Annotated in this window: 24 protein-coding genes; 20 read left to right on the plus strand and 4 right to left on the minus strand. The window is 41.9% G+C overall.

Features of this window, described 5'->3' with window-relative positions; all coding sequences use genetic code 11:
• Positions 1-204 (plus strand): transposase (locus BMX11_RS15710; RefSeq protein WP_139180202.1); only part of this gene is annotated, 204 nt, incomplete at its 5' end.
• 149 nt (positions 205-353) lie between these two features.
• Here the strand turns inward: BMX11_RS15710 and BMX11_RS15715 are convergent.
• The 3 genes from BMX11_RS15715 to BMX11_RS15725 are packed head-to-tail and all read right to left on the minus strand — an operon-like array spanning position 354 to position 6,091.
• Positions 354-1,739: a TlpA family protein disulfide reductase gene (locus tag BMX11_RS15715; protein WP_090885945.1), complete on the minus strand. Its 1,386-nt coding sequence runs from the start codon at positions 1,737-1,739 to the stop codon at positions 354-356.
• Positions 1,726-3,087, minus strand: coding sequence for a RagB/SusD family nutrient uptake outer membrane protein (locus BMX11_RS15720; RefSeq protein WP_090885946.1), 1,362 nt, complete (start codon positions 3,085-3,087; stop codon positions 1,726-1,728). The genes BMX11_RS15715 and BMX11_RS15720 overlap by 14 nt, the downstream gene beginning before the upstream one ends.
• Before the next feature lie 10 nt (positions 3,088-3,097).
• Positions 3,098-6,091, minus strand: coding sequence for a SusC/RagA family TonB-linked outer membrane protein (locus tag BMX11_RS15725; RefSeq protein WP_090885948.1), 2,994 nt, complete (start codon positions 6,089-6,091; stop codon positions 3,098-3,100).
• A gap of 543 nt (positions 6,092-6,634) precedes the next feature.
• On the opposite strand from BMX11_RS15725, the gene BMX11_RS24850 reads away from it, so the two are divergent.
• From BMX11_RS24850 to BMX11_RS15760, 7 genes are all read left to right on the plus strand, one after another.
• Complete coding sequence (locus BMX11_RS24850; protein ID WP_090885950.1) at positions 6,635-6,871, plus strand: helix-turn-helix domain-containing protein; 237 nt, start codon at positions 6,635-6,637, stop codon at positions 6,869-6,871.
• 328 nt (positions 6,872-7,199) lie between these two features.
• The gene (gene tcmP / locus BMX11_RS15735; RefSeq protein WP_090885952.1) at positions 7,200-8,345 is read left to right on the plus strand and encodes a three-Cys-motif partner protein TcmP; all 1,146 of its coding nucleotides are present in this window, start codon (positions 7,200-7,202) and stop codon (positions 8,343-8,345) included.
• Positions 8,345-9,061, plus strand: coding sequence for a DUF5131 family protein (locus tag BMX11_RS15740; RefSeq protein ID WP_090885954.1), 717 nt, complete (start codon positions 8,345-8,347; stop codon positions 9,059-9,061). The genes tcmP and BMX11_RS15740 overlap by 1 nt, the downstream gene beginning before the upstream one ends.
• 13 nt (positions 9,062-9,074) lie before the next feature.
• On the plus strand, positions 9,075-10,109 hold the full coding sequence (locus BMX11_RS15745) for a phosphoribosyltransferase-like protein (RefSeq protein WP_090885956.1): 1,035 nt from the start codon (positions 9,075-9,077) through the stop codon (positions 10,107-10,109).
• Positions 10,099-10,710, plus strand: a complete 612-nt coding sequence (locus BMX11_RS15750) for an NADAR family protein (RefSeq protein WP_090885958.1) — start codon at positions 10,099-10,101, stop codon at positions 10,708-10,710. The genes BMX11_RS15745 and BMX11_RS15750 overlap by 11 nt, the downstream gene beginning before the upstream one ends.
• Positions 10,711-11,069: 359 nt before the next feature.
• Positions 11,070-11,918, plus strand: a complete 849-nt coding sequence (locus tag BMX11_RS15755; protein WP_139180203.1) for a DUF6602 domain-containing protein — start codon at positions 11,070-11,072, stop codon at positions 11,916-11,918.
• Between the two features lies 1 nt (position 11,919).
• Positions 11,920-12,996: a nucleoid-associated protein gene (locus BMX11_RS15760; RefSeq protein WP_090885962.1), complete on the plus strand. Its 1,077-nt coding sequence runs from the start codon at positions 11,920-11,922 to the stop codon at positions 12,994-12,996.
• A gap of 607 nt (positions 12,997-13,603) precedes the next feature.
• Here BMX11_RS15760 and BMX11_RS15770 read toward each other — a convergent pair.
• Positions 13,604-14,236, minus strand: a complete 633-nt coding sequence (locus tag BMX11_RS15770; protein ID WP_090885966.1) for a Crp/Fnr family transcriptional regulator — start codon at positions 14,234-14,236, stop codon at positions 13,604-13,606.
• Positions 14,237-14,492: 256 nt separating this feature from the next.
• On the opposite strand from BMX11_RS15770, the gene BMX11_RS15775 reads away from it, so the two are divergent.
• The 12 genes from BMX11_RS15775 to BMX11_RS15830 all read left to right on the plus strand — a co-directional run bounded on the left by BMX11_RS15775 (position 14,493) and on the right by BMX11_RS15830 (position 25,135).
• On the plus strand, positions 14,493-15,383 hold the full coding sequence (locus BMX11_RS15775) for an RteC domain-containing protein (protein ID WP_090885968.1): 891 nt from the start codon (positions 14,493-14,495) through the stop codon (positions 15,381-15,383).
• Positions 15,384-15,527: 144 nt separating this feature from the next.
• A complete protein-coding gene (locus BMX11_RS15780; RefSeq protein WP_090885970.1) occupies positions 15,528-16,067 on the plus strand; it encodes a hypothetical protein in 540 nt (179 codons plus the stop codon).
• Positions 16,068-16,159: 92 nt separating this feature from the next.
• Complete coding sequence (locus BMX11_RS15785; protein WP_090885972.1) at positions 16,160-16,504, plus strand: DUF4134 domain-containing protein; 345 nt, start codon at positions 16,160-16,162, stop codon at positions 16,502-16,504.
• 3 nt (positions 16,505-16,507) lie between these two features.
• A complete protein-coding gene (locus tag BMX11_RS15790; RefSeq protein WP_090885974.1) occupies positions 16,508-16,834 on the plus strand; it encodes a DUF4133 domain-containing protein in 327 nt (108 codons plus the stop codon).
• Complete coding sequence (locus BMX11_RS15795; RefSeq protein WP_090885976.1) at positions 16,831-19,299, plus strand: TraG family conjugative transposon ATPase; 2,469 nt, start codon at positions 16,831-16,833, stop codon at positions 19,297-19,299. The genes BMX11_RS15790 and BMX11_RS15795 overlap by 4 nt, the downstream gene beginning before the upstream one ends.
• Positions 19,300-19,475: 176 nt before the next feature.
• A complete protein-coding gene (locus BMX11_RS15800; RefSeq protein ID WP_090885978.1) occupies positions 19,476-19,859 on the plus strand; it encodes a hypothetical protein in 384 nt (127 codons plus the stop codon).
• A 422-nt stretch (positions 19,860-20,281) separates the two neighbouring features.
• The gene (locus BMX11_RS15805; protein ID WP_245738688.1) at positions 20,282-21,034 is read left to right on the plus strand and encodes a conjugal transfer protein TraI; all 753 of its coding nucleotides are present in this window, start codon (positions 20,282-20,284) and stop codon (positions 21,032-21,034) included.
• On the plus strand, positions 21,018-21,737 hold the full coding sequence (locus tag BMX11_RS15810) for a hypothetical protein (protein WP_090885980.1): 720 nt from the start codon (positions 21,018-21,020) through the stop codon (positions 21,735-21,737). The genes BMX11_RS15805 and BMX11_RS15810 overlap by 17 nt, the downstream gene beginning before the upstream one ends.
• A gap of 100 nt (positions 21,738-21,837) precedes the next feature.
• Positions 21,838-22,458 carry a hypothetical protein gene (locus BMX11_RS15815; RefSeq protein ID WP_090886095.1) on the plus strand — a complete coding sequence of 207 codons (621 nt, stop codon included), beginning with the start codon at positions 21,838-21,840 and terminating at the stop codon, positions 22,456-22,458.
• Between the two features lie 485 nt (positions 22,459-22,943).
• Positions 22,944-24,146 carry a conjugative transposon protein TraJ gene (gene traJ / locus BMX11_RS15820; protein ID WP_175474581.1) on the plus strand — a complete coding sequence of 401 codons (1,203 nt, stop codon included), beginning with the start codon at positions 22,944-22,946 and terminating at the stop codon, positions 24,144-24,146.
• A 93-nt stretch (positions 24,147-24,239) separates the two neighbouring features.
• Positions 24,240-24,866 (plus strand): conjugative transposon protein TraK, encoded by a 627-nt coding sequence (gene traK / locus BMX11_RS15825; RefSeq protein WP_090885982.1) that lies wholly within the window; start codon positions 24,240-24,242, stop codon positions 24,864-24,866.
• Positions 24,863-25,135 carry a hypothetical protein gene (locus tag BMX11_RS15830; protein ID WP_090885984.1) on the plus strand — a complete coding sequence of 91 codons (273 nt, stop codon included), beginning with the start codon at positions 24,863-24,865 and terminating at the stop codon, positions 25,133-25,135. Before traK ends, BMX11_RS15830 begins: the two co-directional genes overlap by 4 nt.
• Position 25,136 lies beyond the last annotated feature (1 nt).

A 25,136-nucleotide genomic window follows, 5' to 3' on the forward strand; every position in this document is an offset into this window, starting at 1 on the left:
CATAAAGCAAAAGCATATCAGCTACTCAACAGTGAAAAGGGAGTTGAAAAAAGAAAGCAAAGGTGTCATGATGTTGAACCAGTGTTCGGGAATATTAAACAGAACCACGGGTTCCGCCGCTTCATGCTTCGGGGGAAAGAAAAAGTGGCAATAGAATGGGGATTATTGGCAATTGCACAAAATGTTAGAAAAAAAGCAGCCTAAAAAGACTTGCTTTTGCTCTTTTTAAAAAAATGCTGGATAAATAAACATTTCTAGCCAGCAACAAAGAAATGACACATAGGATTTATTTAAATACAAAAAAGCTGCCTCATTTATTTTGAGACAGCCTCTTGTTTAACAGGAGTTTTGAATTATTGATTACTTCCATAATCATAAAGCACCAGGATCGGATAAGGGCGGAGCTTTTGCTCAAAGCGAAATCCATACCTGCTGAGCATTTGAAAATAGTCTTCAGGAGAAATGCCTTCATCGAGGGCTTTGCTCCCGTTAAAATCCAGATCGAGATCGAACCGGTACTGCTCCGAGTCTGGTATCTCCGTTACAAAAGGGTGGTTGAGTGTGCGGTTATCGTAAATGGTAAAAAAATAATTCACGACATCCTGTATTTTAGCATTTCGGATCTGGAGCTTGCCACCCGTAAATTTGATCTTCGCATATGCTCCCTGATTTGCTTCTGCTGCCTTTAACGCTTCTCCTTTTGTTTTGCTCACCACCGTACATAGCCGTTCCCGCTTTTCAATTTCAGGGTGTACCTGGAAATAGCGCTCGAGATCACTGAACAGGTAATCCCGGAACAATGTATCCGGTATTCTATCGGGTAAGGTTAACGCATAGCAATAAGTATTGTCCTTATTCCATTCCTGTAGGTTTTTATAGGGGGAGTGCTGTAAAAGACCAACATGTTTTCCGAAAGGATAAAGTAATCTTAAAGAATCTTTAGTGTGGATTTCAACCAGATTTTCCCGGTAATTTCCCAATGGATTTTTGTTGTAAATGCTGAAGGCAGTCCAGAATAGGTGGGAGATTGAGGCGTTATATTGGAAAAACCGGTTGTAAGCAAGTCCTTTGGAGGTGCCGGCCAGCGAACCACCTGATCCGGTGGGAATGGCCGGGGTGATGATAGACCGGTAAGAAAAGCTGGTATCCATCAGATGGAATTCCTCCATGGGCTCGAAATTCAGGATATCTTTTTTCTGCGTCATTTTTAAATTGGTTTCCTGGTTCGCAAACCTTAAAACGTTAGTCACTGTCACTTCCTCTGTGCCGGTAATAGCCCTGACCATGCCCTGTTTATCAATCCATACATTATGCGGTGCAACTTTATGGGGAAACATCTTTTTTAGAATGCTGTCTGCGTTGGCCAGGTATAGGTTGGATGTTTTGACATCTTTATTGTTAGGCCTGTTTAAAAATGCTTTAATTTCTGCTTCTTTTTGGTAGGTCACCATTAATACATTGAATTTTCCGGGATGCTGCGCTTTGAGGGAATCCAGGAACTTCATTTCCTTGATGCAAGGCACGCAGGAAGTAAACCAGAAATCAATGATTAGAGGTGCGTTTTTGTAAAGCTCTTTTAAATTGATTTGTTTGATGTCTCTATTCATGATGCCGCTGAGTATCATATCCGGCAGGGGGTCTCCGGTTTTTATTTCCGTAATCTTTTGCTGTCCATATCCATTTATGGTGAATAGTATTGCGATCAATAAGTGCAGGTAGTTTTTTTTAGTAGCCTTCATTTTGTTTAAGGTTTGAGTTGTAAATTAATTCGTTCTGGGGTATGGGTAAGTTTGATGCAGTATTTTTCCAACCTGTTTTAATCGGGCTGAGTATTGCTGATAGCTCTCCCCGCCGTTTAAGGTCCAGGAAGCGGTGGGCATATTCTCCATACAATTCAAGCCTTCTTTCTGAGGCAATGGCCTGAAGGCAATCCTGCTGACTGGTGGTTGCGCTTAATGGGCATAGGCCTGCACGCGTCCGCGTCTGATTAACATCGGCAATGGCTTCGGATGTTCGTTGTAGTTTTGCCAGGGCTTCTGCGCGGATCAGATATTGTTCAGCCAGTCGCAAGGCCATAGGATATTCCGCGCTGCCAGAATTGGCAGTCCTGTTTTTGTATTTAGAGGGATAATTGTATGTGGTGGAATTGCCGCTGGTGCTGATGGTCCTTGTGGCAATCCATTTGCTTCCCCGCAAGTCCACTGCAGTAAAGGCCTGTTTCAACCCTGCTGTTAATACGTATGTCGGTACACTGGTAGCGGCCGCTGGAATCAGGGCAGAGCCGTCCGGGATCGCGCCACCTGTAGCCCACCATTGCAGGATAGCTTCTTTACTGGCGGCCAGAAAGATAGTTTCTAGTGTTCCTAGAGGAGAATATTGACCTGAAGAAATAACCGCGGTAGCCTCATCGGCTGCCTGCTGGTGCTGGTTTTGAAAGAGGTAAACCCGGGATAATAATGCCGCTGCGGCCCAACGGTTCGCCCTGACTTTGCCTGAGCCTTTGTAGCTGGGCTGAAGGGTAGCTTTAGCGTCATTGAGATCCTGGATGATCTGCCGAAAGATAGTGGGCTCATCTACCTGAAATGCGGTCTTGTTCTCTTGTACATCGGGGCTTATGACCAGTGGGATATGGCCATAGAGTTCAACCAGGTAGAAATTGGCAAAGGCGCGAAGGAATTTAGCCTCAGCAGTAAGCTGGTTTTTTAAGGTTGGGGAGAGCGGTGAGTTACTAGTTTCCCGAATGATGGCGTTAGCCTGATAGATAACAGAGAAAAGGTTTCCCCAGAGTGATTGGTTAAGGGGATTATCAGGCCTGACCTGATTGCTATAAAATTCATCCAGACTCGGATCGCCGGAAGTCTGGGCATATTCATCACTGTAAAGGCTAAGATATTTAAAGGATACTGTGCTTTGGGTCATGGAGTAATAAGCACCCAAAAGGGCAGAGGTGGCCAGGGTACTATCGGAAAATACCGTTTGTACTTCAATCTGGCTTTTTGATGCTGGGACCTCTATGAGCCGCTTGCAACCGGGTGAAGTGAAAGCCATTATTAAAATAGCCATGGCAAATGAAAGATAAGTTTTCATAGTGAAATTTTTAAAAGTTAAGTTGAAGACCCAGTACAATTGTTTTTACCGGAGGGATGTTACGCCCCAGGGCAGTTGTGGAAACAACACCAGACTCTGGGTCAAATACCGCCGCATCGCTGTTCCAGATGGTAAACAGGTTCTGAGCCTCAGCGTAAAGCCTTAAACTGTTTACTTTGATCTGTTTTAGGAATGCTTCCTTGAAGCGGTAACTGAGGGATATGTTTTTTAACCGCAGATAAGAGGTGTTGAATACATTGGCCGAAGAGTTGGGATAAATTACTCCGGTACTGGCTAAAGTTGCTTTGGGTACGGTAGTGGAACGATTTGAAGGTGTCCAGCGCTGATAGGTTAGTGCGAAGTTGTTGAACACGCCTGTGCCGGGGAGACGTTTAAGGTCGCCTTTGCTTTGTTGCCGGACAAACTGGGCAAATACATTCAGTTCAAAATTTTGATAAGTTAAGGAAGAGCCAAACCCGCCATAAAAGTCGGGGGTGAGTTTACCCAGCGTAAAATTGTCGAATGGGGTGGTAGAGGCATTTCCGTCCTGTCCGGCATAAATCATATTGCCGGTTGCAGGATCAACGCCCAAAGTCTGGTAACCGCGGATACGCGTTAAATCTTCTCCAATTTTATACAATTGGGCATAGCTTGAATTTTCAAAGTTTTCAAAGGAAAGGAGCCGATTTTTGGGAATGCTGATATTTCCCTGCGCGCTCCAGTTCAGGTTGCTGCGATTGATGATTTTCAATTCTATACTCATCTCCAGGCCTGTGTTGAGTATTACCGCAGGGAGATTGGCTTGGTATTCGGAAAAACCTGTCAGGCGGGGTAAAGAATAACTGACGAGCTGGTCACGGCTAGTACTACGGTAATAGTCTGCAGTGAGCAGCACTTTTTCCTTGAAAAGTCCAATTTCCAATCCTATGTTTGCTTTTGTAGTGCTTTCCCAATGAAAATCATCATTACTGATTCGGCTGGGACGAATGGTTACCCCATCTTGATAAAGGTTGCCGCCAGGACTGCTGTAGGTAGAAAGATACTGGTAATCGCCGATCTGGTCATTTCCGGAGGTCCCAATACTGCCTCTTATTTTTCCGTGGCTGATCCAACTGAGGTTATCTTTGATGAATTCATTATTGCTGAATACCCAGGCTGCACCGATTGATCCAAAATTGCCGTAACGGTTCCCGGGACCAAACCTGGAAGAGCCATCTCTTCTTATCGTGGCATTGATCAGGTACTGATTTTTTAAGTTCAGGTTTATCCTGCCGAAAATGGAGGCGTACTTATAATGGCTATAGGTGTTTTGGCGGCTTTCAATTGTGTAGGCTGAACCCAGGTCTTCCATTAAGCTGGCGACCTTAAAATCGTTGGCTTTGATGAACTGAGAATCGTTGGTCCGGTTCTGATAGGTAGCGCCGGCCATAAGGTTTACGCTCAGTTCTTTAATACGGATATGATAATCTATCTGTGGCTCAACAATAAAGGATTGCCCGCTGTTCTGCGAAAAAGAGGTGGTGTTGAGACTTCCGGGGGGCAGGCTGCTACTGGGAAAAATTAATTTCTGGTTATAGCTTGTTTTGGTATAACCAGAATTTAGTTTCAAAGAAAGCGATGGTAGGAGCTGATAGGATAGTGCCAGATTGCTGATGATATTGTCGGTGGACGTTTTGCTTGTAGCGTCCAGTTCGGCCTGAATGTTACTGTTGCCATACCAGTTGATTTCACCATTGGCTAGTAACAATGGAAAGTTAGGTGGTCTGAGATAACTCCGATCCAGGTTAAGCACGGGATTGGCAAATACGCTGGATTGTTTGGTTAATGAGCTCCTGGCATTGAGCGTGAACTTTCCATTACTGCTGGTATGGTTAAGCTGGGTTTGGATTCCGCCGCGCTGGAAATTGTTCACTCCGGCCAGTATTGCGCCTTCGCTCCGGTAATTTCCGCTGACCGAAAAGGTGGTATTGTTTTTTCCACCGGATATGCTGCCTTGTAGGTCGGTGAAAGACGCGGTATTATCGAGTAAGTATGCTGGCCAGTCTGTGCCTTCGGTTTGGCTCCAGAGCGTTAGGTCTGGGGCATAGTTGGTGGAGGTAGGATCAGCGGAAGGGATGCGGTTATCGTTTTGAAAAGCTTCCCTTCTCACTTCCAGGTATTGCTGTAGGTTCATGAGTTTTGGGCTGCTCGCGGCACGGCTAAATCCCTGCTGAAGGTTGAAGCTATATTGGGTTTCACCTGCCTTGGCTTTTTTGGTCGTGATCAATACGACACCATTTGCCCCGCGGCTGCCGTATATGGCTGTGGCATCTGCATCTTTAAGCACATTTATGGATTCAATATCCGATGGGTTGATATTATTCAAGGGACTGATGTTGCCTGCGATATTATTGGTGCTTACCGCATTGTTTGTTCCGTTAGGACTAGCTCCTTCGAAAGGAACTCCATCAACAATATACAAGGGGTCTGTACCTGCTGCGATTGAGCCTTTTCCCCGGATCTGGACAGAAATGTTACCTCCTGGCAAGCCATTGGTAGTTTGTATGAATACGCCGGGCATCCTGCCAGATAGTGCAGAGAGTACGTTGGTGACGGGCTGTTCTTCGATTTGTTTAGCGTTGATGGTGGAAATGGATCCGGTATTGAGCCGTTTGGTGGTTTTTCCGTAACCAATAACCTGAATGTCATCGAAGGAATTATTGGCTTCCTGCATTTTGATTTCAAGTGTTTTGGTATTGGTATTGAAACCAATTTCCTGGCTTTGGTATCCGGTATAGCGTATAGTTAAAGTGCCGCTTGCGGTTTTGGCAAGGATAGTGAATGTGCCGTCTTTTGCGGACTGGACTGTGACATTTGAATTTTTGATGTTGATGGTAGCACTGGGGAGGGCTTTGCCATCATTTGCGGTGACGACCCGTCCACTGATCTGGTTGTTGGTCTGGGCGCTAAGCTTTAGTATTGGGCAAAGCGTGGCCAGTACAATAAATATTATTGTTTTTTTCATGTGGTTATATGGTTAGTTGTGGGTTACTGTTTGTGCTAAAAAACCAGGACGGGGGCCATGTTTGAAATAATCATTAACCGATGAACATGGCGTAACCGCCTGGTGTATGGGGACTATTCAGGGGCGCAGATAATCAACGCGAGAAGGATTTTTAAATAAAACTTAGGTATAGTTTTCATTGCTTCTGTAATTATGACATTAAGCAATAAAGTTGAGAGGGAGTATGTAATGGGCCACCCTCCGTATGCTACAATACCCCCTAGGAAGGGATTGAACCGAAGTTCAAAAGCACGCAATACGGAGAGTGGCCCATTTCTACAAATATATAGAAAATGGGCATATCACTCACCTATTGCCTTACGTGCTTTAAGATTTCCTAGGTCTATTGTAGCAAGGCTTCGTTGAAATAAATGCCAAATAAAATTGTTTCAATCACCAGTATTAAAGAAATAACTGCTAATGAATATTATAAAGGTACGAAAAATTTGAATATGTGTCAATATTGACACGTTTTTATTTTTCAGATTATAGCAACTTTCTCGAATGAAAGTGGAGTTTCAAAATCTTTATATTCAAATTGGTAAAAATGTGAGATTTTTGCGTAACCAGCTTGGTTGGTCTCAAGATGAACTAGCTAGTTATTGCAGTGTAAATAGGGCAAAGATTAGTCGGATTGAGAACGCGAAGGCAGACTATTTGTTATCTACACTTTTGGAGGTTAGTAAAGCACTTAGGACAGACTTAGAGGAAATAATCAAATCTCAGCCAGAAAGACAGTAATAATCTGGGATCTGATGAATTTAATTTGTTAAGTCGCTTTGATGTCATGATAAAGGGGATCACTCAAATATTGTCTTTAGCATTGGTGATCATAATCTATATTCAATTGCAACTTATCATTCTAATTAAATCTCAATCGTTCTACAACTAAACTTCTAGATTGTTCATAACTTATTTTTGACAAGCGCTATTTTTACAGCATGGTTTGCCATTTATTAGCTAATTGTTGTTTAAATTGATGATGATAAGAATTAACACTTAAATGTTTATATTAGTGGTTGTTAAATTTAATTAAGAATAACGCTCAATCAAGTAATCTAAGTTAACAATGTCAGAAAAAACATTTTTCGAAGAACAAACTGCCTCTTCCAAAATAAAAGCAAATATAGTTTCAAAATATTTCCCTAGTTATTGTAAAATTATTTCAAAAAAATATATGCCAACCTCGATCAGATTTACCGATCTTTTTGCTGGCCCGGGAATATACAGAGACGGGAATCTATCAACGCCAATTCTTTTGGCAAGAGACTGTAAAGAAGATGCGTTTTTAAAGGATAAAGTTCACTTTATTTTTAACGACAAAGAACACACGGATACCCTTAAATCCAATTTTTATGAGTATTTCCCAGAAGGGACTTTTAAAAATAAGCCTTTTTTTGCAAATCGGACTGTTGGGGAAGACACTAGAGTTAAAGACTATTTATTGAAAAACACTCATGTCGGGAAAAACAACGAGCATCCGACATTATTATTTATCGATCCCTTTGGATATAAGGCTATAGAAACAAAAATACTTGCGCAGTTCATGAAGAATTGGGGTAATGAAATTTTTCTTTTTGTGAATATTAAACGCATACACCCTGCTCTTGAAAACGACAAATTTGAGGACCTCATGCAAAATCTATTTCCTACCACGCTAGCACAGGTTAGAATCGATCGAAGATATAAGTTAAATACTGCTGAGAGAATAAGCCTCATAATTGATTGTCTGGGTAAAGAGTATGAGAAAATACTAAATAGTAAAGTGTATTATACTGCATTTAAGTTTAAAGAAGAAGATAACGACGCTACGAGTCATTATATTTTACATATAACAAAGCATTTCAGGGGGTTTGATCTTGTCAAACAAATATACACAGACTTTGCCAATGTCGGAACTATTTTTGATGGAATTAATACTTACACGTTTGATTCTAAGGTTATTAAGAATGAGATAATTGAATTGTTTGATACCCAAAGTATGAATATTGATAAATTAAAGGATGAACTTCTTGAATCTTATGCAGGAAAACAAATTTCTGCTATGGCTTTATTTGATGAACATCAGAAAACTAATCTATATAGTAGAAGCCATTATTCGCAGGCTCTAAGAAAGTTAGTGACTGAGGGGAGGCTTAAATCTACATTTACAGATAACGTATCTCACCAGGTAGCAGTTTTGATTTCAAACTATTGCATGTTAAAGTTTAAATAATGGCTACATCTTCGATTGAATGGACGGAAATGACTTGGAATCCGACTGTTGGATGCACAAAAATCTCAGCAGGCTGTAAATTTTGCTATGCTGAGATTATGTCCAGAAGATTGAAAGGAATGGGACAAGAAAAATATAAGGATGGTTTTACAACAGTTAAACCGCATCCTGCCTCATTAAACATTCCTTTTCTATGGAAGAGTCCTAAGGTAGTTTTTGTTAATTCAATGAGTGATTTATTCCACGAAGAAATACCATTAGAATACATTGTCGCAGTCTTCAAAGTAATGAACCAGAATCCTCAGCATGTTTTTCAAGTTCTGACAAAAAGGGCGGCAAGACTTTTTGAAATACACAAACAATTAAAATGGACTAATAATATATGGATGGGCGTTTCAGTAGAAAATGATAAAGTTGTTGATCGGATTGATTACCTACGTAAAACAGGCGCGAAAATTAAATTTCTATCATTGGAGCCACTTATTGGACCACTAAATGAACTAAATTTGAAGAAAATCGATTGGGTAATTGTTGGGGGAGAAAGTGGTTTTAGACCAAGGCCAATGGAAATTGAGTGGGTTGAAAACATTCAATATCAATGTGAGATATCTTTTGTCCCTTTCTTTTTTAAGCAGTGGGGTGGAAAGAATAAAAAAGCATCAGGTAGGCTTCTTAATGGCAGGACCTATGATCAGATGCCTAAGGTACAAATATAACTAATATAAATAAATGGATGAATTAGCAGCTCTCATAGTCAATTTAATAAAGGACTATCGCAACGATGATGGAATTTTTATAGATAAGGATCACGTCATGCGTTGGGCAAATCAATTCGATGAGAATGATCGACAGTTTATCTTAGAAGAATTATATCATATTCTTCCTAAATCCTATATTTCGAAAGAATTAGTAGTTGGTGAATTTGAACAAATTTTCAAGTATCTCGCCGAATACAATAAATACGATGATATTAAGTCCTTTCTTAACGATTCAAGATTTCTAAGTTGTCAGTCGGAAGAGAAAAGTCAAACTAAGTTGTTGGAATTCCTAACAGAAATCTGCATGAAACAATTTGGCTTTTCAATTAATACAAGTAATAGTGAGAACATCAAGTTTTGGATTTATGTTGATGATGTTTTAGCTTCAGGAGGTACTTTTAAAAGAGACATTAAAAAAGAAGTATTAGCCTATGGAACCGATAAATTTCAGGATCAAGGCATTAAACTTATACCAATCTTTTTCTTCCTACACACTTGGGGTTATAAAATTGTTAAATATGGCCTTTCTATGGATTTCGGAGGAGTTTTTACCTCATTAACCTTCCATAGAGTTCATGAAATAGAGAATGATCCACGGATTAACTATTATAATAATAATCCGAAATTTAATCATGTCTATCCGATTAAACCGGACGACTGTGATCATTGGGAGATATATTTACAATCCTTGGAGGCCGAAAAACATGAGACGTATGCTTATCGTGACAATGAGAGGCCAGGAAAAGAGGAATTTTATTCTTCCCCCGAGAATAGAAATCGTTATGAACAAATTATACTGAATAAAGGTATTGAAATTTTATCAAGAGCTGAAAATTTGAGTCCATCAACTCGTCCGCTTGGATTTGGATATCCTAGTTATAAAACTTTTGGAACTGGAAGTCACGCGTTCACATGGAGGAATATTTCTAACACATGCCCAATAATTTATTGGTGGGAAAACCATAATTGGATACCTTTGTTCTCTGTAGCAAACCGTGGAAGATAAAAAGAATCAAATTAGAAGGTATCTAAAAGGAGAATGTATTACTTTCCGTAGTACAAAAGGAGAGTTAGGCTCTCTATCTAATATGGCACCAGGTTTTCCTGTTAGGATTGGTAATCTAATAATAGGTAATATTGAAACTTTATATCAAGCATGTAAATACCCAAAGCAGCTTGACATTCAGAAAAGAATTTTAAGCGCTTCAAGTCCTATGTATGCCAAGAAAATCTCGCGCCTGCATTCCAAGTCCGAAAGACCAGATTGGAATTCAGTAAGATTTAAGATAATGCGCTTTTGTTTGCAAATGAAGCTTCAGCAGAATTTAAAGCAATTTTCTGAAATATTATTATCGACGAAAAATATGCCTATCGTAGAATACACGGACACTGATAAAATTTGGGGGGCAGTCGACTGCGGCAGTTATTATGAAGGAGTTAATGCACTTGGGAGATTGTTGATGGAGCTCAGAGAAAAACTTAACGAAAATGAAACAAACATTATAGATAAACCCAGCATAGATAATTTTTTTCTTTTGGAATATGACTTACAAATAATGAGCAACTATATAAATTACAAAAACGTAGTCAACAAACTTGACATGTAGTTGCCAAATCACTTGGTGTGATATAATGGAGTATAAGTGACCTACGCTTATCTGGTTGTTATAAATTTATTGGCGATTTGGTCGAAAATGTATGACCTATGTTTAAGATATATTCAGAGCCTTGGATGAAGATTTCAATGTAAGCATTTTATCAAATGGCAATAACTTAAATATTTGTGAGAAGGGCGAGTCGGTAATGATTAGTAGATCATTGCTGTGGATAGATTTATCTACCGACTTTAATATTTTTTAGTTTTACGGGAATCCGTAAATTTCGGTTATGATAAATTACTATATTTATTTTTCTTGAGTAATTGGCAATTCTGAAAATGGCAGATAAAAAAATAACATTGGAGCTAATGAAGCTCTATCAGACTTATGCTGACCGGCTTACGATTTCCGCTAATTTATCTTCTATTTTACACCGCGCCCGAGATATCAAGGCTTCTGGCAACGAGATTGAGATAGCAGTCAGGAGTATGTTGAGCGAACTTTTGCCCTTGAAGTATAAAATAAGTAACGGGCATATTATTGATCAGGATCTTAATGTAAGTAAGCAATATGACCTGATTATATCGGAGCATATTGACCATAATCCTATTGCTCATTTCAATGACACTACCGAGTTGTTCTTCTATGAGTCGATCTATTTAACCGGGGAGATCAAGGCTACCTGGAATCTTAAGAATTTGGAGGATTCGATGGCATCTATCGCAGATTTGAAAAATAGGCTTGTCAGAAAGGGCATAGATAGTAAAACGCTCATTTCAGGAAACCAGGAAGTGCAGCTTGATGTGGAGCTGACCAAAAATCCGATTAGAAATCCGCTGTTTAATTTTGCTTTTGCGATTAAAGAGGATTCGGATTTTCATAAATTCAAGAATCTGTATAAATTGGATCACACCCTAAAGTTCCAGCCCAATATCACTGTCATTTTGAACCGAGGTATTTTTGTATTGGTCAATAAGGAAGATCTACAACATAATAAATTAACTGTACAGCTTTATCCAGAATATGTGACGGATTTATCCTCGGTTGAATGGAAGTTTATTGATTGCTCGCAGGGAGGAAGGAACTTGGCTTACCTGCTGTTCTGTATCTCGCAGCACTTAAATAATGTCATACTGGAAAAGCCACCTTACCTAAAATATTCCGCTAGCCTTTTGGATTTGGATACCGAAAGTCTTTTGGATTTAAACGAATTATAACATGAAATTTAAAGAAATTAACATCTCTCGTCTGATAATCCATAAAATCATCGGGAAGACTAAGGCCCATGACGCTTACTCTGATAGTTCGGATTTGATACACACGCTGGATAAGGATACTAAAGAGACCCTGCTTACGAGAATTTATGATGCGGTTGGCAAATCCAATCGTTTTTTTGAAACGAAGCTGGAATATACTGAAAGCGATAGTTTTTGGAATTTGGCCAAAGATTTGAATGAACTTGGGGCGGAAGCTTTCGTTCAGGCTACCAAAGATATTACTGAAATTGCTGTTGACGCGCATCAGGCGGGTACAAGGCCCGGAGGATTATTGGTTATTATAGATGGTGTTGTTGATAAGAATAATGCCGTTATGGTCATCAAGGCTGAACTGCAGGAGGCACTAACTTTGAATGGCACAGCTATTCAACTGATCAAAGAACTATTTCTCTCTCCTGCAAAGGAATTCTACAAAATCGGAATACTCATTCACTCTAACAAGGCAAAAAAAGGAAGTAGTGGATTTGAGACCTTTGTTTATGATGATAATTTTTCTCCGAGTAAAAAGGATTTGGCAAGTTATTTTTACCGTGACTTTTTAGGGTTTAGCACATCTAATAATGATAAAATCCAAACTAACGCTTTTTTAGTTTCTTTTACTGATTTTGTGGAGAGAAATATCAAGGATTTTACAAGCCGGAAAAACTTAAAGATAAGAATTAAAGCTGACTATAGGGAGTCATCTAATAAAATTGTAGATCCAAAATCTTATGCTGAATTTTTTGATGATGACCCTAGTCTTCGTAAAAAATACGATGAACAGATTGTAAAGAAATTTCCAAGGTCGTTCACGAAGGATCTTTTTCTAGTGGATGATTCCCTCAATAAATCTACTATCAGTATTACTAGTGATATCAAAATGTCTGGTCCTTCGGATAAAATAGGTAATATCGATATTCTGGATCCTAATGACGAAGTGAAAACTAGTAAACTTAAAATGGATATTGAAGATGGGCAAGTGACTAAAATAGTTGTTTTGCGTTCCGATAAAAAAACTTTTGAGCGTGATCTTGAGTAATGGTTTTCTCAATTGAACTTTGAACTTTCTCTTGCACGCTTTTTTACTTTAGTTCTTAGATCTTTAGTTGATAATGCAAATGAAAATTGAGCTTAAAGTGCTGTTAGGTTAAAATCGGAGAGGTAGTCTACTCAGGCGCTTTTATTCTATGATAAAGTTTTCCATCTTTAAAGAAACCTAAATTAATATGGCACGGACACTCGATCAAATAAAATGGAATACTATTACTGTACTTTTAAACGATGAGATCCTTATGGCACTATTGGTGCTGAAAGATGGAAATGCAATTGATCTTTTATATGATCTATCTAACGGTGATTCAAATCGAATAAATGTAAAGTGCACCGTCCTGAATTTACCTGCCCAAAATATGACCCAATACACTGTACCCAAATAAAAAAGCTATAAGACTAAAAAAGCCTATCTTACGATAAGCTTTTCGCGAGTAGCCGTTACTGGTCAAATTTCGACCTATTTGCAGGCTGATTTTCAGGAATTAACGAAGTCGCAAATTATCTCAAATGTTAAAGGAAGGTTTTGTAGGTAAGACCTAATATTTGAAATGCTTTTCGTTATAATAGTTTTTTTTGTAAGGTTCTGTTAAAATTTACTGCTTATCTTTTTGTTGTTTTTGTGTCAGGTGACACATTTCTAGTTTTTTTCTCCGGATTCTACTGAGTGTTTCCCTGCTTATGCCGAGGTAAGAGGCTATGTTTTGTTGTGTGGTTTGTTGTTCGATCTGGGGATGGTTTTTGAGCAGGAGATCATATTTGTGTTCCGGTCTTTGTGTGCGTAGTAGGATGGCGCGTTCTTCGCCCAGGATATAGTATTTCTGGATGATAATTCTGCCGAGAAGATTGCCTTCTTTGAAATCGGCATAATAGGCATTGAGTTCAAGCCAGGTGAGGGATTGGAGTTTGCAGTCTTGAAGCACTTCGATGTACTCATTTGCAGGTTGCTGGCTGAAAAAGCTGGATGCTGAGGTCATCAGATCACCTTTGCCGCTGAACCAGGTGGTGCATTCTTTTCCATCTTCGTCGATGAAGTAGGACCGGAGAAAACCGCTTCGGATAAAGTAAATGCGCCGGGCAGTTTCGCCAGGTGATAATAGGATTTTTTTACGTTCGAAAGTTTCGATGAGGCTTTCTTCTTTTATCCTATTTTGCATAGGAGTTGGAAGGGGCATGATGAAGCTTAATGTTTCCAGTAAGTCATCTTCGGAGATGTTAAAATGCTGCATGGTGATCGATTGTGTCACAGATCAACCATTGTTATTTTTAAACGGGGTAATATTGTCCTTGCGGATCGGATACAGATAGTTAACGCTTTATCTTATGCTTTAGTATATCGGTGACTATAACGCACGTTTCGCTTTTGAGCTCGCGATGGATGTGAGTGGTTTATAGCTGTTTGGGTTATGTGTTTATTTTTCTTCCTGCTTGTGAGAGTTGTTGCCGGTTAACGGGCAAAGTGGGATTTTATCTAATATCAGTCCTATGTATTTAAAGTTTAGTGAAAAACTGTTGGCCGAGCTTGATATCCGGTTAGAATCTTTAGCTGTTCAGGAATTTTCTGATGTAGCGCGTCTAAAGGCGCGAACTGCGCTGATCGCTGATGCAATTGGCGTGCTTTCTGATTTTGTATCGGAGCATCCGTCTGAAGATTCTTTAGAAGAGATTCTTTATTATAAAACGATCTATCCGCGTTTTAAGTCTTTGATTGTTTTTGAAACGGCATATCAGTATTTTTTGGTGGATGTACCGGATAGTGGGTTAAAGGCGAAGAAAAAGTACTGCTTGCTGAAGCTGCGGGAGATCGCCCGGTTTTTTGAGCAGAACAGTATGCATTATGATTATTTCCGTTTGGATGGGGAAATGCTGGATGAGCTTTTTTATACAAGGAATGATGCGGGGAATGTGTTGCAGCCTTTTGTTTTGGCTTATGAGCCGTTTTTGGGTACGCCGATGGCGGAGCTGGTGAGCTCGTTTGTGGCTTTTGAGCGGCTTAGGAATGAGATTTTGGCTTTGCTGCATGCTCTTTCGGGCCCTGCTTCGCTTTCTGCTACGGTGGTGGATGCTGCGGGCAGTTTGCAGCGGCAGTTTAAGTGGACCGGTGAGGATATCCATTTAATTGAGCTGGCGCATGGGATTCATTTAACTGGTCAGGTGAATAATGGTGCAATTGGGATCGTGGAGCTGTTTAAGATCGTGGGGGAGTTTTTTGGGGTGAACCTTCGGGTGCCCAAACGCGGCTTTGATGATTTAAAGGCGAGAAAAACAATGAGCAAGACGGCGTTTTTGGATATGATGAAAGCAGCGATGCTGAAAAAAATGGAGGATGATGATGCTTACGACCCGGAAAAGCTGAGAAGGCGGAATGGGTTTTAGGGGAAGTTTTTTCTGCTTTTAGGATGCTGAGGGGCTGTTTTCAATCCAATCTATCCAATATTGGATAGGAAGATTTGGGGGCTTTGCAACTTTGCTTTATCAAATCCCGGTACAATGGGGTGCCGGGATCTAGCATGAGGTCTTATGTTGTATCGTTTTTCTACTTCGGGATTTATAGTTGTGCTGCTGGTGTTGGCGCTGCTCTGGTACGGTGGTGTGCTGGTGTTCTTTTTGCTTAGGAAAAATGGGCGGGGTTTAATTGGTGCAGGTTTGGGATTGGGTTCGGGACATAAGCTTCATGCCGGTCGTGCAACTATTCCTGATGACGGTACTTCTGCTGCGGGTAGTGAGGAAATTGCGGATGATCTGATGGGAAAAGCAAAACTGCCAGAGGGAATGACTAGCGTAGGAATGGAAGATATTGGATTTGTGGATTTGGATGAGCGTAATGTCGCCGATCAACAGGGGCTGGTGCCGGATTTGCTTGAGGAGATAAAAAATGTTTTTTTATTGCTAGCAAAAGAGGATGGTTCCAAGCAGGATTTTCTGGCACTCATGAAAGTGATCAAAGAGAATTATCCAGGCATGAGTTCGCATCCGCGCATTGGAGCCATAAATGAGTTCATTGCTGGTCATGCTGCTTTTCATATTGGTGCTGAGGAGCTGGAGAATCTCTGGTATTAGTTTTACCTGCGAGTTTTTGTTTTCTCTCTTGTTGGCGGTTTCTATCCATTTCATTTCTACCCTACATCTATTCATTCTATCTATCGATTTCTATGAAAAATCAATTCAACAGCCCTCGCGGGCAGGTTTTTGCCAAATTTTTATTAGCCCTATATGTGCTTTGCACTTATCAGTTTGTTAGTGGTTTGCCGCTTTTTGCCCAGGATGGGAATGCGGGTATTCAGGAAGCTACGGATAAAGTGGTGGGTTATTTTGATACCGGCTGCGATCTGATGTATGCCATCGGTGCAGTTATGGGCATCATAGGCGCTGTCAAGGTCTTTAACAAGTGGAATGCCGGAGAGCCGGATACTTCCAAAGTAGCTTCTGCATGGTTTGGAAGTTGTGTATTTCTGGTGATTGTGGCAACGGTTTTAAAATCATTTTTCGGGATATAGGTCATGGCAACAGTTTATCATATCAATAAGGGGGTAGGCAGGCCAATTGTGTTCAAGGGCTTAAAAGCGCAATACATTGCTTATCTGGCTTTGGGCTTGGTACTGTTACTTGTCGGTTTTGCGATCGGTTATGTATCGGGGGTGCCACTTGTGCTGTTGATGGTTTTGGTAAGCGTTTTGGGCGGGGGATTATTTATAGTTGTTTTCCGCATGAGTGCCCGTTTCGGGGAGTATGGGCTGCTCAAGTTTTTGGCAAAGCGCTCGGTTCCAAAGTATCTGGTGTTTCGTAGCCGCAGGATTTTTACAGGACTTAAATATACTGGGCTATGATCGAAGCTAAAGACATATTTCCAATCTATAAGGTAGAGCATGATTGCATCCAGTCGATGCAGGGGGATTTGACGGTAGCGTTTCGTTTGTCGCTGCCGGAAATATTTACGCTATCGGAAAGGGATTACGAGAGCTATCACCAGGCCTGGGTAAAAGCGATCCGTGTGCTACCCGTAGGAACGGTGCTGCATAAACAGGATTGGTTTTTGGAAAGTAAGTTTAAGGCTGATTTTAATGCTGAACATAGTTTTTTGTCTGGTAGCTCAGAGCGCTTTTTCAATGAGCGGGAATTTTTAGACCATGAGTGTTATGTGATGCTGACGATGAAGCCATCAGGCCGAAAGCTTTCAAATTCCGCTTATAGCAATATTTTGCGCAAGCGCATTGTGCCGGAACAAACATTAAGTGCGGATCTGTTTACTTCCTTTCTGGATTATGTGGGGCAGTTCTGTAGGATTTTATCTGATAGTGGTTTTGTGTCAATGGTTAAGCTATCTGATAATGAGCTGGCCGGAACGGCGAATAAACCAGGGCTAATCGAGCGTTACTGTTTTTTATTGGGCAAGGAGGAAATACCGGTGATTTCGGATATCCATCTGCGGGATGAAATCCGGGTGGGGGATAAACGCTGTGAGTTGTATGCGCTTTCTGACGTGGAGGATTTGCCAGCGCTTTGTGGAAGTAGGATCAATTATGATAAGTACAGTTCGGATAGGTCAAAGTTTAGTATCGGTTTTGCAAGCCCGCTGGGATCGCTATTGTCCTGCAACCATATTTTTAACCAGTACGTTTTTATCTCGGATAGGGATAAGGTGCTGAAGAAACTGGAGGCAAAAAAGTTGCGTTTGCAGTCCTTGTCGGCATATTCCCGTGAAAATGCTTTGTCCAGGGATGCAGTGAACGACTTTCTCAATGAGGCTGTAGCGGCGCAGCGTTTGCCAGTCAGGGCGCATTTCAATGTGCTGGCCTGGTCTTCGGATCGAGCGAAAGCTTTGGATTTGAAAAACCTGGTGGGATCTGCCATGGCAGGGCTGGATGCTTCGGCCAAACGGGAAACCGATGGGCAGGCGCAGATCTGGTGGGCAGGGCTTCCTGGAAATGCGGCAGACTTTCCGATGAATGATTGCTTTGATACTTTTTTAGAGCAAGCGGTATGCTTTTTTAACCTGGAAACGGCCTACCAGAGCTCTTTAAGTCCATTTGGGATCCGGATGGGAGACCGCTTAACCGGAAAGCCGGTACATGTGGATATCAGTGATGAGCCCTGGGAGAAAGGGCTGATTACCAATCGGGCGAAGCTGCTGATCGGGCCATCAGGATCAGGTAAATCCTTTGCCGTAAACCACATGATGCGCAGTTATTATGAGCAAGGGGCGCACTGCATTTTGGTTGATATTGGTCACAGTTATAAAGGGCTATGCGAGCTGGTGGGGGGATACTATTTTACCTATAGCGAGGAAGATCCAATTAAATTTAATCCTTTTTATTTAGCTCCAGGGGATGTTTTGGATACCGAAAAAAAGGAGAGCATTAAAACCTTGCTGCTGGCGCTTTGGAAAAAGGATGATGAGCCGTATAGGAGGTCAGAATATGTGGCGATATCCAATGCGTTGAAACTGTATTATGAGCATTTGGAGGTAAGGGCAGATGTATTCCCTTGCTTTAATTCCTTCTATGAATTTTTGATGTCGCAATATATGCAGGTGCTGGAGGATGGAAAGGTCAAGGAAAAAGATTTTGATGTGGGCAATTTTCTTTATGTGCTCAATCCCTATTACCGGGGCGGGGAATTTGATTATTTGCTCAATGCTTCAGAAAACCTGGATATGTTGCAGGAACGCTTTATTGTATTTGAACTGGATAATGTGAAGGACCATCCAATCCTCTTTCCAGTGGTAACGCTGATCATTATGGAAATGGTCATTTCCAAAATGAGGAAGTTAAAGGGGATCCGAAAAGTGGTTTTGATTGAAGAATGCTGGAAGGCGATTGCCAAAGAGGGCATGGCTGAATATATCCGCTACCTGTTTAAGACCATGCGTAAGTTCTTTGGAGAACCGATTGTGGTAACACAGGAAATTGAGGACGTGATTTCTTCACCCATAGTAAAGCAGGCCATCATCAATAATGCAGATTGTAAGATTTTGCTGGACCAGAGTAAATATCAAAACAAGTTTGACCAGATTCATGAGCTTTTAGGACTGACCGATAAGGAGAAGGCATTGGTGCTTTCGATGAACAAAGCCAATGATCCCAAACTGAAGTATAAAGAGATTTTTATCTCGCTGGGCGGGCAGATGAGTAAGGTCTACCGGACAGAGGTAAGTTTAGAGGAGTATTTGGCCTACACGACTGAAGAGCGGGAAAAGGTACAGGTGCAGCGATATGCCAAACAGTACGGGAGCATCCAAAAAGGAATTTCGGTACTGGCAGCAGAGATGCGGGCAAAGGAAAAGCCAGGGTAAGCGTGGGGGTAAGCTAATTATTTATCGCGTATTGAAAATCTGCCGGTTACCCATCAGCTGTCTGGATAAAATGCATTATCAGGCAATAAATCAATCCAAATATATGTCAATACATCAATCCAGCAATATAACAATATAACCATCCATTCAACAATCAAATAACCTAACCAAATATCATGAAAACAAAACTGATTTATTTATCGCTGGGCATCTTAGCCTTTACCGCCTGTAAAGGTCCCAATGATCTGCAGTCTTTTATCCCGGGAACTTACGTGAATCATGCGAAGGGAGAATATAGTGAAGCCTTTGATACGCTTACCGTTGGGGAACTCAATCCGGTTAAAAGTTCTTATCCGGTCGTTCGAAAGACAGGCTTCAGGCGGATCGAAAACGGTAAGCTGGGCAAGCAGGAATATGCATCGGAGAAGTGGCTGGGGATCTGGGATGAGGAAAGTGAATCGATCCAGGTAGCAAAGAATTCAAAGATTATCAGGTTTTATCCGGATTCCAATGTGCTGCTGCTGGGGACCAGGGAATATCGAAAGATAGGTGGCGGGTAAGGTAGGCGAGGATAAGCTACTGGTAAGCACATCAGGGTTGGCCGTTTTTGCTAATTATGACTAGTTGGTCGGTAAGCCGCTTTGTCAAGCTAGAAATTAAACTTTAGTCAAACTTTTAAATAATTGGCTTAGCAACCCAAGCTTATTGATAAGCAAGCTGGCAAATTAAAAGAAAAAACTAATGGGATTATGGGGGGTGCTTGTCAGTCCTTGCTGATCGATCCGGATACCCGATAAGCGAAAAAAATAATTAACAGGATTATAATTGTTGCTTATCCGTCTTTACTTATCGACCAGCTGATTCGCTAAGCCAATTCAAGCGGACAATCCTCAAGTTATAACTTTTTATGAGTCAATCGCATACCGGTATTATCTAATCTTTCAGGTCAAACAAACACAATTAATTAAAGCTATTTGAAGCCATGAAAAATCAACTGCTTACCGGTCTTTCTGACCGGCTGGGAAAGGTAAGGACTAAACTAAAGGGAAAAATGAAACAGTATATGGTAATCCTGCCCTTAAGCACAGTGACGCTGATCGTGGGGCTGCCCAAGGGGGCGGATGCACAGATCGCCGTGCTGGAAGTGATCAAGGCAGGGGTGAAAAAGGTGATCAAGGCGGTGGATTTGAAGATTCAGCGCTTGCAGAATGAAACGATCTGGCTGCAAAATGCGCAGAAGGTACTGGAAAATCAGCTTTCTAAATTAAAGCTGGGAGAGATCGCAGACTGGACGGAGCGGCAGAAGGAACTGTACAAAGAATATTATGAAGAACTCTGGAAGGTGCGCTCGGCCATTGCTTATTACAAAAAGGTGAAGGACCTGACGGCGAAGCAGGTTGCCATTGTCGATGAATACAAATGGGCCTGGAACCTGTTCCGGCAGGATAAACATTTTGACGCATCGGAACTGGACTATATGCAAAAGGTTTATTCGGGAATCCTTGATGAAAGCATCAAAAACCTTGACGGGTTGCTGCTGGTGGTAAATTCCTTTAAGACCCAGATGAGCGATGCTGAAAGGCTGGAGATCATCGCTAAGGCATCTGAAAAAATGGATGGCAATTATACAGACCTGAAAAGTTTCAACCGTGGCAACGCGGTATTAAGTATCCAACGCGCTTCTTCGGTTGAAGAAAGCGCTAAACTCAAAGAAATCTATGGAATCGAGAATTAATTTATGGGCTAAGGGATTTTGGAAATCTACTTTGGCTCATCGGCTGCCACTGCTTAAGCCAAAGCAAATCAAAATAGGCATTATTGCCTTACTTATTGGTTTAACCTACCTTAGCAACGCGTCCTACGCCCAGACCTTTGGCGAATTCTTTAACCAAAAGAAAACCCAGAAACGCTATCTGCTTGAGCAGATAGCAGCCCTGCAGGTCTATCTGGATTACGCCAGGAAAGGTTATAAACTCGTAGATGGGGGACTGCAGACCGTACGTGATATCACGGGTGGCGAATTCAGCCTGCATGGTGCTTTTATTTCTTCGTTGAAAACAGTCAGTCCTGCGGTTAGGAAAAACGTTAAGGTGGCGGAGATCATCGATTACCAGTTCCGCATTGCCAAATGGTTTGGGGAATTCAAAGGTAATGCAATGCTTTCGGCTGGAGATCAGCTTTATGTGCTGGAAGTGAAGACAGCGGTACTGGCAGACTGCGCCCGTGATTTGGAATCACTGTTGATGTTGGTGACTTCGGGCAGGCTGGAGATGGAGGAGGCGGAAAGGATCGTGAGGATCGATCTGCTTTATGAGCAGATGCGGGATAGGGCAGCTTTTACGGCGGATTTTATGGGGACGGTGGAGCGTTTGGTGAGGAATAGGGAAAGGGATGGTTTGGATATTCTTGAGCTTAGGAGGGGGTATGGTTTTGAATAAGATTATTTACCGGTCATACTTTGGGAGGGTTTTAAATTGGATCTTATCGTTCGGCAGCCGTTGGTTAAGCTCATTATCAGCATTACAGAAAGCCTGGCTAATAACAATCATTCTCGGCATAACCAACTTTTGTGCTACCCCTAGCGCAGCACAATCTACTGAGGCGCAGCAACTGCTGCTGAACGTAGAAAAGCTTAGCCAGTTAAAGAACATCCTGTCCGATATGAAAAAAGGATATCTGCTGGTCTCAAATGGCTATAAAGCGGTCAAGGATATCGCCCAGGGTAATTTCTCTTTGCATGAAGTTTTCCTGGATGGTATGATGCTGGTGAGCCCTGAGATCAAAAAATACCATAAGGTTGCCGATATCATTACTTATCAGGGGCGGATCGTATCGGAATATAGGTCTGCTTTTAAGCGCTTTCAGTCCTCGGGCAATTTCTCGGAAGATGATCTGGCTTATTTAGGTGGGGTGTACAAGAAGTTATTTGACCTAAGCGTGGACAATCTGGATGAACTGCTGACGGTGATTACTTCATCGAATCTTCGTATGAGCGATGAAGAAAGGCTGGCTGCGATCGATAGGATCTTTGCGGAAACGCAAGAGAAGCTGCTGTTTTTGAGGTCGTTTAACGATCAGGCTAAGATGCTGGATCTGCAGCGCAGCAGAGAGCGGGCAGATGTGAAGTCGCTGGGAGAGGTGCTGGGGAATGGGCATTGAATTTTGGTAGGTGGGATAGGGAGGCTTTTTGATTTTTTGCGTATAGACAGCCGATTGTTAAGGTTTAAAAATTCAACAATTAGCTTTTAAATATTTGTGCCTTTTCTTATAGGCAGCCTAATGCTGAAGTTCAAAAATCGATGATAGGCCTTTTGATATTTTACGCTTTCCCTGTAGGCAGCCTAATGTTGAGGTCCGAAAAATCAATAATAGACTACCAGAAATTTCACCGTGTGTGTAAACAGCCTAATGCTGAGGTTCAAAAAATCCAAGATAAGTCTTTAGATATCTTACGCTTTCCCTGTAGGCAACCTAATGTTGAGGTTTAAAACTAAAATAATAAGCCTTTAGATATCTTACGCTTTCCTTGTAGGCAGCCTAATGTTAAGGTCCAAAAAAATAAATAATAGACCCTGTAAAATTGCAGCCTTCGCCTGTAGGCTGCTTAAAGCTAAGGTTCAAAAAAATAAGTTTAAATAATTTGAATGCAGATTTTTATGAAATCAATCTATATCACCTTGCTTACTAGTCTCGCTGTGCTTTTGATTCCCTTCGGCGCATCTGCCCAGTCAGCTGCGCAGAGCATCTCCGGCCTGCAGCCGGTACTCGACCGGGTATATGACGAAATGCTCCCGCTCTGCTCTGGCATGATCGGCGTTGGTCGTGGCCTGGCGGGTTTTGCGGCACTGTGGTATATCGCCTCGCGGGTATGGCGGCAACTTGCGGCTGCTGAATCCATCGACTTTTACCCGCTACTTAGGCCGTTTGCACTGGGTATGGCGGTGATCCTGTTTCCTGCGGTACTGGGCATGATTAATGGGGTGCTGCAGCCGACGGTATCGGCGACCAATTCTATGGTGGCTAACAGCAATAAGGCAATTGAGCGGCTACTGAAAATGAAGGAGGCTGCGATCAAGAAAAGCCGCTATTGGCAGATGTATGTGGGGGAAAGTGGCTCCGGTGACAGCGATAAGTGGTATAAATATGCTTACCCTGATGATCCCAACAGGGAAAACGAAAACTTTCTGGACGGATTGGGGCATGGTCTGGAGTTTAATATTGCCAAAGCATCCTATAATTTCCGGAATTCGATCAAGCAGTGGCTGAGTGAAGTACTGGAAATTCTATATGCCGCGGCAGCGCTGTGTATCAATACTGTGCGTACTTTTTTTCTGATCGTGCTGGCGATACTGGGGCCTTTGGTATTTGGCTTTGCGGTCTTTGACGGGTTTCAAAATACGCTGACGGTATGGATCGCCAGGTATGTGAATATATTCCTGTGGCTGCCGATCTGTAATATCTTTTCTTCGATCCTGGGAAAAGTGCAGGAGAATATGTTAAAACTGGACCTCTCGCAGATCGAGCAGCAGGGGGATACGTTTTTCTCGAGTTTAGATACCGCTTATCTGATTTTTTTAATTATCGGTATCGTGGGGTATTTCTGCGTGCCTAATGTGGCCAACTATGTGGTGCATGCCGGAGGAGGCAATACGATCCTGCAGAAAGTGAATTCCATTGTTGCATCGTCTACCCGTACAGGGATGCAGATTGGCAGGGCTGGTGGAGGTATGGCAGCTGATACTTTGGGAGATGGTTACCGTAACCTAAAGCAAAGCTTTTCCTCAGGAGCGCAAGGGGATTACTTTGCAGATAACCCGCACCAGCAGCAGCGGCTGGAGGGGAAATAGTCATCTCTGTTTCTATATATAGCCTGTCGGCTGCCTCTGGTTAAGGCCAATATTAATCTGCTTACCACTTTCTTACAATCTCAATAATGACTTATGTTTTCTCAGTTCAAAAATATCGACACCGCTTTTAAGCACATCCGCCTATTCAGTTTCTTGCTGATTGTGGCTTGCTTCGGCATCAGCTGCTTTGCAATTTACCAGTACTACCGCTTTTATACGATCAAAGATCAGCGGATTTATATCCTTTATAACGGAAAGCTGCTGACGGCACTGGCGACAGACCGGAAAAGTAACTTACCGGTAGAACTGCGTGACCATATTCGCACCTTTCACCAATACTTTTTCTCGCTGGTGCCTGATGATAAGGCAATCAAGGCTAGCTTGACCAAGGCTTTATATCTGGCGGATGAATCGGCAAAGAAACAGTACGATAACTTTCAGGAGAGCGGGTACTACAATAACCTGATCGCGGCGAATATCTCGCAGGAACTGAGCGTGGACAGTATTCAGCTCGATGTGGATCAGTTTCCATATCTGTTCCGCTGTTTTGCCACGCAGAAACTGGTGAGGTCAACTTCGACGGTTTACCGGAAACTGGTGAGCCAGGGCGTGGTAGATGATCTGAAGAATCAGACGGATAATAACCCGCACGGGTTTTTGATCAGAAGGTTTGAGATTCTGGAGAACAGGGATGAGCAGGTTAAAACAGCGCAGCCATGAGGAGGGGATGGAACAGGTTTTCTGGTAAAGGCAATCTGAGGGAAAGTCCGCTAAAGGATGAGCAAATAAACAAAAATTATAATGAGCTTTCCTTTCGCTTAGCCCGAGTGATCTTGCGCAGGCAATCAGAATTGGCTGGTTACTTTAATGCTAAAGCCTCGAAGATTTCAGCTACCAGGATGCGAATCATTTTGATCTGCGTTGTCCTCATTGTTGCTGCTTACTGCCTCTATCTCATCTGGGGATCACTGGTTGAATTAATTAAATAAA

This window comes from Pedobacter rhizosphaerae (genome assembly GCF_900111155.1).
Lineage (GTDB): Bacteria > Bacteroidota > Bacteroidia > Sphingobacteriales > Sphingobacteriaceae > Pedobacter > Pedobacter rhizosphaerae.

What these genes read in the sequence shown, in the direction of transcription:
- BMX11_RS15715 (WP_090885945.1), bottom strand. Translation starts at nt 1,739, where the DNA reads ATGAAGGCTACTAAAAAAAACTACCTGCACTTATTGATCGCAATACTA.
- BMX11_RS15720 (WP_090885946.1), bottom strand. Translation starts at nt 3,087, where the DNA reads ATGAAAACTTATCTTTCATTTGCCATGGCTATTTTAATAATGGCTTTC.
- BMX11_RS15725 (WP_090885948.1), bottom strand. Translation starts at nt 6,091, where the DNA reads ATGAAAAAAACAATAATATTTATTGTACTGGCCACGCTTTGCCCAATA.
- BMX11_RS24850 (WP_090885950.1), top strand. Translation starts at nt 6,635, where the DNA reads ATGAAAGTGGAGTTTCAAAATCTTTATATTCAAATTGGTAAAAATGTG.
- tcmP (WP_090885952.1), top strand. Translation starts at nt 7,200, where the DNA reads ATGTCAGAAAAAACATTTTTCGAAGAACAAACTGCCTCTTCCAAAATA.
- BMX11_RS15740 (WP_090885954.1), top strand. Translation starts at nt 8,345, where the DNA reads ATGGCTACATCTTCGATTGAATGGACGGAAATGACTTGGAATCCGACT.
- BMX11_RS15745 (WP_090885956.1), top strand. Translation starts at nt 9,075, where the DNA reads ATGGATGAATTAGCAGCTCTCATAGTCAATTTAATAAAGGACTATCGC.
- BMX11_RS15755 (WP_139180203.1), top strand. Translation starts at nt 11,070, where the DNA reads ATGAAGCTCTATCAGACTTATGCTGACCGGCTTACGATTTCCGCTAAT.
- BMX11_RS15760 (WP_090885962.1), top strand. Translation starts at nt 11,920, where the DNA reads ATGAAATTTAAAGAAATTAACATCTCTCGTCTGATAATCCATAAAATC.
- BMX11_RS15770 (WP_090885966.1), bottom strand. Translation starts at nt 14,236, where the DNA reads ATGCAGCATTTTAACATCTCCGAAGATGACTTACTGGAAACATTAAGC.
- BMX11_RS15775 (WP_090885968.1), top strand. Translation starts at nt 14,493, where the DNA reads ATGTATTTAAAGTTTAGTGAAAAACTGTTGGCCGAGCTTGATATCCGG.
- BMX11_RS15780 (WP_090885970.1), top strand. Translation starts at nt 15,528, where the DNA reads ATGTTGTATCGTTTTTCTACTTCGGGATTTATAGTTGTGCTGCTGGTG.
- BMX11_RS15785 (WP_090885972.1), top strand. Translation starts at nt 16,160, where the DNA reads ATGAAAAATCAATTCAACAGCCCTCGCGGGCAGGTTTTTGCCAAATTT.
- BMX11_RS15790 (WP_090885974.1), top strand. Translation starts at nt 16,508, where the DNA reads ATGGCAACAGTTTATCATATCAATAAGGGGGTAGGCAGGCCAATTGTG.
- BMX11_RS15795 (WP_090885976.1), top strand. Translation starts at nt 16,831, where the DNA reads ATGATCGAAGCTAAAGACATATTTCCAATCTATAAGGTAGAGCATGAT.
- BMX11_RS15800 (WP_090885978.1), top strand. Translation starts at nt 19,476, where the DNA reads ATGAAAACAAAACTGATTTATTTATCGCTGGGCATCTTAGCCTTTACC.
- BMX11_RS15805 (WP_245738688.1), top strand. Translation starts at nt 20,282, where the DNA reads ATGAAAAATCAACTGCTTACCGGTCTTTCTGACCGGCTGGGAAAGGTA.
- BMX11_RS15810 (WP_090885980.1), top strand. Translation starts at nt 21,018, where the DNA reads ATGGAATCGAGAATTAATTTATGGGCTAAGGGATTTTGGAAATCTACT.
- traJ (WP_175474581.1), top strand. Translation starts at nt 22,944, where the DNA reads ATGCAGATTTTTATGAAATCAATCTATATCACCTTGCTTACTAGTCTC.
- traK (WP_090885982.1), top strand. Translation starts at nt 24,240, where the DNA reads ATGTTTTCTCAGTTCAAAAATATCGACACCGCTTTTAAGCACATCCGC.
- BMX11_RS15830 (WP_090885984.1), top strand. Translation starts at nt 24,863, where the DNA reads ATGAGGAGGGGATGGAACAGGTTTTCTGGTAAAGGCAATCTGAGGGAA.